The organism is Longimicrobium sp. (assembly GCF_048594345.1).
In the GTDB taxonomy this organism is placed as follows: domain Bacteria; phylum Gemmatimonadota; class Gemmatimonadetes; order Longimicrobiales; family Longimicrobiaceae; genus Longimicrobium.
This window is the reverse complement of sequence record NZ_JBMDXM010000023.1, coordinates 20,483-27,087: the sequence shown is the minus strand read 5'-3', so window position 1 is coordinate 27,087 and position 6,605 is coordinate 20,483. Positions and strand designations below refer to the sequence as shown.

4 protein-coding genes are annotated in these 6,605 nt (G+C 69.1%); all 4 read left to right on the top strand.

Features of this window, described 5'->3' with window-relative positions; translation table 11 throughout:
- A partial coding sequence (dnaE, locus tag ACOJUJ_RS02470; RefSeq protein ID WP_420125260.1) for a DNA polymerase III subunit alpha occupies positions 1 to 2,493 on the top strand: 2,493 nt, incomplete at its 5' end.
- A 465-nt stretch (positions 2,494 to 2,958) separates the two neighbouring features.
- A complete protein-coding gene (locus ACOJUJ_RS02465) occupies positions 2,959 to 3,927 on the top strand; it encodes an acetyl-CoA carboxylase carboxyltransferase subunit alpha (protein WP_420125259.1) in 969 nt (322 codons plus the stop codon).
- 81 nt (positions 3,928 to 4,008) lie between these two features.
- Entirely contained in the window at positions 4,009 to 4,986 is a 978-nt protein-coding gene (locus tag ACOJUJ_RS02460; RefSeq protein WP_420125258.1) for a PSP1 domain-containing protein, read from the top strand.
- A complete protein-coding gene (metG, locus tag ACOJUJ_RS02455; protein WP_420125257.1) occupies positions 4,983 to 6,515 on the top strand; it encodes a methionine--tRNA ligase in 1,533 nt (510 codons plus the stop codon). The genes ACOJUJ_RS02460 and metG overlap by 4 nt, the downstream gene beginning before the upstream one ends.
- Positions 6,516 to 6,605 lie beyond the last annotated feature (90 nt).

The window sequence follows — 6,605 nt, the reverse complement described above, 5'->3', positions numbered from 1 at the left end:
CTGAACCCCGAGCGCGTGTCCATGCCCGACGTGGACGTGGACTTCTGCTTCGAGCGGCGCGGCGAGGTGATCGAGTACGTGCGCGAGAAGTACGGCCGCGACGCGGTGGGGCAGATCATCACCTTCGGGACGATGAAGAGCCGCGCCGTGGTCAAGGACGTGGGCCGCACCCTGGGCTTCTCCCCCGCGGAGACGGACAAGCTGGCGAAGCTGATCCCCAACTCGCCCGCCTTCAGCATGAGCGTGGCCGAGGCGCGCGAGAAGATCCCGGAGATCAAGGAGCTTGACGAGCGGGAAGACCGCTACCGCCAGCTGCTGGACTACTCGTCCACGCTGGAAGGCCTGAGCCGCCACTCGTCGGTGCACGCGGCGGGCGTGGTGATCGCGCCGGGGCCGCTGGACGAGTACGTGCCCATCTGCACCCAGAGCACCAAGGGCGCCGGCGGCAGCGGCGAAAGCATCATCGTCACCCAGTACGACATGACCTGCCTGGAAAAGGCCGGCATGCTCAAGATGGACTTCCTGGGCCTGAAGACGCTGACGGTGATCTACGACACGGTCGTGGACATCCGCCGCCGCTACGGCTCGCTCAAGCACCCGGTGACGGGCGAGGTGTACGCGCGGCCCGAGGACATTCCGCTGGACGATCCGGAGCCGTACGCCATGATGGCCCGCGGCGGCACGGCGGGCGTGTTCCAGTTCGAATCTCCGCTGGCCACGGAAAAGATCCGCCAGATGAAGGCGGACCGCTTTGACGACCTGATCGCGGCCAACGCGCTGCTGCGCCCCGGACCGCTGGACATGGGGATGGACATGGTGTTCATCCGCCGCAAGCTGGGGCAGGAGCCGGTCAAGTACCCGTTCCCCGAGCTGGAGACGGTGCTTGAGCCCACGCAGGGCGTGATCGTGTACCAGGAGCAGGTGATGCGTATCGTCCAGATCCTGGGCGGCCTGTCGCTGGCCGAGGCGGACGTGCTGCGCAAGGCGGTGGGCAAAAAGGACGCGGACCTGATCGCCAAGGAGCTGGGCAAGTTCGTCGACAAGGCGGTGGACAAGGGGTATCCCCGCGACCGCATCAAGGACCTGGCCGAGCAGATCGAGGCGTTTGGCCGCTACGGCTTCAACAAGTCGCACAGCGCGGCATACTCGTTGGTGGCGTACCAGACGGCGTGGCTCAAGTGCTACTACCCGGCCGAGTTCATGGCCGCGCTCATGTCGTCGGTGGTCGACAAGATCGACGACGTGGTGTCGTACATTGCGCACTGCCGCGAGATGGGGCGCTACCTGCCGCCGGTGGGGCGCGAGGGGATCGAGGTGCTGGCCCCGCACGTGAACGAGTCCAACTGGAAGTTCACGGTGGTGGGCGAGGGCGTGGGCCGCATCCGTTTCGGGCTGGGCGCCATCCGCGGCGTGGGCGAGGGGGCGGTGCGCTCCATCATCGCGGCGCGCGAGGCGGAGGGGCCGTTCACCAGCATGTTCGACCTGCTGGTGCGCGTGGACCTGCGCCTGTGCAACAAGCGGGTGCTGGAGGCGCTGATCTGCGCGGGCGCGCTGGACGGGTTCGAGGAGCCGGGCGTGGGCCGCAACCAGCTGCTGGCCGGGCTGGACGCGGCGTTCGCCAACGCGCAGATGATCCAGAAGGAGCGCGAGAGCGCGCAGGACTCCTTTTTCGACATGCTGCTGGGCGGCGGCGACGCCGGGGCGGCCACGCTGGTGCAGGCGCCGCCGCTGCCCAAAGTAGAGAAGTGGACGGAGACGGAGCGGCTGGCGCGGGAAAAGGAGATCCTGGGCTTTTTCATCAGCGGCCACCCGCTCAACCGCTACCGCGAGGACGTGGCCCTGTACGAGGCCAAGACGAACACGTCGCTGCTCAAGCACCAGAAGGACGCCAAGGTGGAGCTGGCCTGCGTGGTGACCGAGGCGGCGCGCCAGATCAGCAAAAAGGACGGCTCGGAATGGGGGCGCATCACGGTGGAAGACTTCCACGGAACGGCCACGGTGCTTGCGTTCGGCGATTCATGGGCTAAATACAAGGAAGTGCTGAAGCAGGATGCCCCCGTCCTCATCCGCGGCGCGGTGAGCAACCGCGAGCGCGACGAGGAAGAACCGCCCCTGTTTCTGGACGGCGCCGTCGCGCTGAGCGAGATTCGGAACGGCGGCGACGTGGGCGTGCAGATCGAGATCGGCTCCGAAGGCCCCACGCCCAACGCGCTGGCGGAGGCCAGGGCGATCCTGGCGGAGCACGCGGGGCCCGGCCACCTGGTCGTGGTGTGGCGCAACGGCGGGACGGAGGCGACGAAGCTGAAGTCGAAGACGGTGAAGGTGGCGCCGCGCGACGAGCTGCTGATCGCCCTGCGCGACACGCTGGGCGCGGAGCGCGTGAGCCTGCACCGCGACGATCGCCCGCTGGTGACGGTGCAGCGCGAGCAGTTTCCGCGGCGCGGGGGACGCGGCGGAGGCGGAGGCGGCGGATACACGCCGCCGGAGGAGTAGGGGCCCTCACCCGGCTCGTTCCTCGCCTGCCCTCTCCCACAAACTGCGTGGGAGAGGGGATACACTGCACGACGGGCGCCGGGGCGCTTCGGACGGCGCGGGGCGCCCCCTCCGCTCGCTCAGGCTCGCACCTCCCCCAAAAAAGACTGGGGGAGGTTGGGGTTGCCGCCGGTGCCGAGCGCTTCGGAGGGCTCCGCGCAGGCCCCCTCCGGGCCGGCACCACCGGCCCACCTCCCCCGAAACTGCCGGGGGAGGTTGATGTGGGGCGGCCGGTGGTGCGCTTCGACGCACCTTCGGAACCGGGGTCGAAGTTCTCCCCTCTCCGTGAGGAACGAACGGGGAGGGGCCGGGGGCGGGGCACCCCGCGGACGCAGGGAGGATTCGGCCCCGGCACAGGGGCAATGATCGACAGAACGTGCCTCGTCGGCGGCGGGAACGGCGGCGAGGCCTGAACGGAAGCACGATTTGGCCACACAAGTAGCGCACCTGGACTTCGAGCGCGCCATCGCCGACGTGGAGGAGCAGATCACCGCCCTTCGCACGCTGGCCCGCGAGCGCGGCCTTGACGTGAGCACCGAGATCGTGGCGCTGGAGCGCAAGCTCGACGATCTGAAGCAGGATACGTTCGCCAACCTTTCCCCCATCGAACGCGTGCAGGTGGCCCGCCACCCCAAGCGCCCGTACACGATGGACTACCTGGAGATGGTGTTCACCGACTTCGTGGAGCTGCACGGCGACCGGCAGTTTCGCGACGACGAGGCGATCGTGGGCGGGTGGGCGCGGCTGGACGGCGAGCCGGTGATGATCATCGGCCACCAGAAGGGGCGCGACATGAAGGAGAACGTGCTGCGCAACTTTGGCATGCCCCACCCCGAGGGGTACCGCAAAGCGTTGCGATTGATGAAATTGGCTGAGAAGTTCCGCCGCCCGCTCATCACCCTGATCGACACCATGGGGGCCTACCCCGGCCTGGGCGCCGAGCAGCGCGGCCAGGGCGAGGCCATCGCCCGCAACCTGCGCGAGATGGCGGCGCTCAACACGCCCTCCGTGGCGGTGGTGATCGGCGAGGGCGGATCGGGCGGGGCGCTGGCCATTGGCGTGGCCGACCGCGTGCTGATGCTGGAGAACAGCATCTACTCCGTGATCAGCCCCGAGGGGTGCGCGGCGATCCTGTGGAAGAGCGCCGCCGAGCGCGACAAGGCCGCCACGGCCATGAAGATCACGGCGGGCGACCTGCGGGGGCTGGGGGTGATCGACGAGGTGATCGCCGAGCCGGCGGGCGGGGCGCACAGCAACTGGGAAGACACCGCGGCGGCGCTCAGGGACGCGCTGGTGCGGCACCTGGCGGAGCTGCGCCCGCTTCCCGTGGACGAGCTGCGGCGCGTCCGCTGGGAGAAGTACATGGGGATGGGGGAGTGGCGCCAGGCGCGCTGATCCGCATCACCACCTTTCTTTGATTCACGAGCATGCCGCCGCCGGTCATGGACCGCGGCGTGCGCATAGATGGAGGGACCCGTGGGTCTCGAGCTTCCGGTATTTCAGCCCCTTCCATCCCCGCAGGAACAAGCGTTCCTGGTGGAGGTGGCGTTCAAGGGGATGCGAAAGGGGTTCTTCACCAGCACCGACGCAAGCCTGCGGGTGAACGACTGGGTGCTGGTGGAGGTAGACCGCGGCCGCGACGTGGGACGCATCAAGTCGCTGGGTGGCGTGGCGCAGCAAAAGTGCGGCGGGGCGGATGCCCACGGCATCGTCGTGCGCCATGCGGACGACGAGGAGGTGCGCCAGTCGTACGTGCTGCGCGCGGACGAAGAGCGCGTGCGCCGCAAGACGCGCGAGATGGTAGAGCAGCACCAGCTCAAGATGAAGGTCAGCGACGCCGAGTGGCAGTGGGACCGGAACAAGCTGACCATCTACTTTACCGCCGAGCGGCGCGTCGACTTTCGCCAGCTGGTGCGTGACCTGGCGCGCACCTTTCGCACCCGCATCGAACTGAAGCAGATCGGTGTGCGCGACGAGGCGGCGCAGCTGGGCGGCGTGGGGCGCTGCGGCCGGCAGCTGTGCTGCGCCACCTGGCTGCGCGAGATCAAGCCGATCTCGCTGCAGCTGGCCAAGGACCAGAGCCTGTCGCTCAACCCGCAGCAGATCAGCGGCACCTGCGGCCGGCTGATGTGCTGCCTTACGTACGAGCACGACGCGTATCTGGCGGCCCGCAAGCGCTTTCCGCGCGAGGGCAAGACCATCCGCACGGTGGTGGGCACCGAGCGGGTGATCTCCATCGACATCTGGCGCAACACGGTTACGCTGCAGGACGAGAACCGGCAGCGCCGCACGATCGACGTGGAGCAGCTCAAGACCGAGACCGTGGTGGCGCCGGCGGTGCCCCGCGCGGACGCGGCGGCGGACAAGCCGTCGCGCCCCAGCCTTCCCAACCCCGCGCAGCCGCAGCGCCCCCCGCGCAGGCCGCGCCGTCAGCCGGAGCCGAGACCCGAGTGAGCCGCCGCTTCTACATCACCACCGCCATCGACTACGCCAACGGCGACCCGCACCAGGGGCACGCGTTTGAAAAAATCGGCGCCGACGCCATTGCCCGGTACCACCGGCTGGCCGGCGACGAGGTGCGGTTTTGCATGGGGATGGACGAGCACGGGCAGAAGGTGGCCCAGGCCGCGGCGGCGCGCGGCATCACCCCCCAGGCGCTGGTGGACGAGCTGGCCGGACGCTTCGAGGGCTTCTGGAAGCGGCTCCACGTGAGCAACGACCGCTGGGTGCGGACGACGCAGGAGCACCACAAGCGCGGCGTCCACGCGCTCATCGAGCGCATCTTCGAGCGCAACCCGGACGACTTCTACGAGAAGTCGTACGAGGGGTGGTACTGCGTGGGGTGCGAGCTGTTCAAGCGCGAGAACGAGATCCAGGACGGCCGCTGCGTCCTGCATCCTACCCGCGAGCTGCAGTGGACGGAGGAGCGCAACTGGTTCTTCCGGCTGACGAACTACCAGGACTTTCTGCGCGCGCACTTCGAGGCCCACCCGGACTTCATCCTCCCCGAGTCGCGCCGCAACGAGCTGCTGGCGCTGATGGACAGCGGGCTGGAGGACATCTCCGTCACCCGCGCGCGGCTTTCCTGGGCCATCCCCTTCCCTCGGCCGACGTCGGACGGGGTGGAGCAGGGGACGTGGGTGTGGTTCGACGCGCTGCCCAACTACCTGACGGACACGGGCTATCCCGACGGCGACTGGCAGGCGTGGTGGCCGGCGCAGCTGCACGTGGTGGGCAAGGACATCACGCGGCTGCACGCCATCATCTGGCCGGCGATGCTGCAGGCCGCCGGGCTGCCGCTGCCGGAGCGCGTGTGGGGCCACGGCTTTGTGCTGCTGGGCGGCGAGCGCTTCAGCAAGTCGTCGGGCGTGGGGCTGGACCTGGGCGAGGCGGTGGACCGATTCGGCCCGGACGCGTTCCGCTACTTTCTGCTGCGCGAAGTGCCGTGGGACGGCGACGGCAACTTCAGCTGGGAGCGGTTCACGGAGCGCTACACGTCGGAGCTGGCCAACGGACTGGGGAACCTGGCCAGCCGCGGCACGTCGATGCTGGCCAAGTACCGCGACGGCGTGGTCCCCGCATCGCCGGTAGAAGTGGACCCCGCGATCGCGGAGGCGGTGGAGGCGTACCGCGCGGCGATGGACGCCAACCTGCTGCACGAGGGCGCGGCGGCGGCGTTCGAGGTGGTGCGCGTAGCCAACGCGCTGGTGGCCGAGAAGCAGCCGTGGGCGATCGCCAAGGATCCGGCGCGCGCGGACGAGCTGGACCTGGTGCTGGCGACGACGGTGCGCTACCTGGCGGCGGCGGCGGTGCTGCTCTCGCCGTTCATGCCGGTGAAGATGGCGGAGCTGTGGGAGCGCCTGGGCTCCGGCCGCGACACCCTGCCCTCCTTCGACGAGCTGGCGACGCTGGACGTGTCGGGATGGAAGACCAGCGCCGGCGCGATCCTATTTCCGCGGCCGGAGGTTCCGGCGGCGGCGTGAGGTACGAAGGTACGAAGGTACGAAGGTACGAAGGTACGGGGTACGAAGGTACGGAAGACGGCCGGCGCGGATGAGCGGGGATGAGCGGGT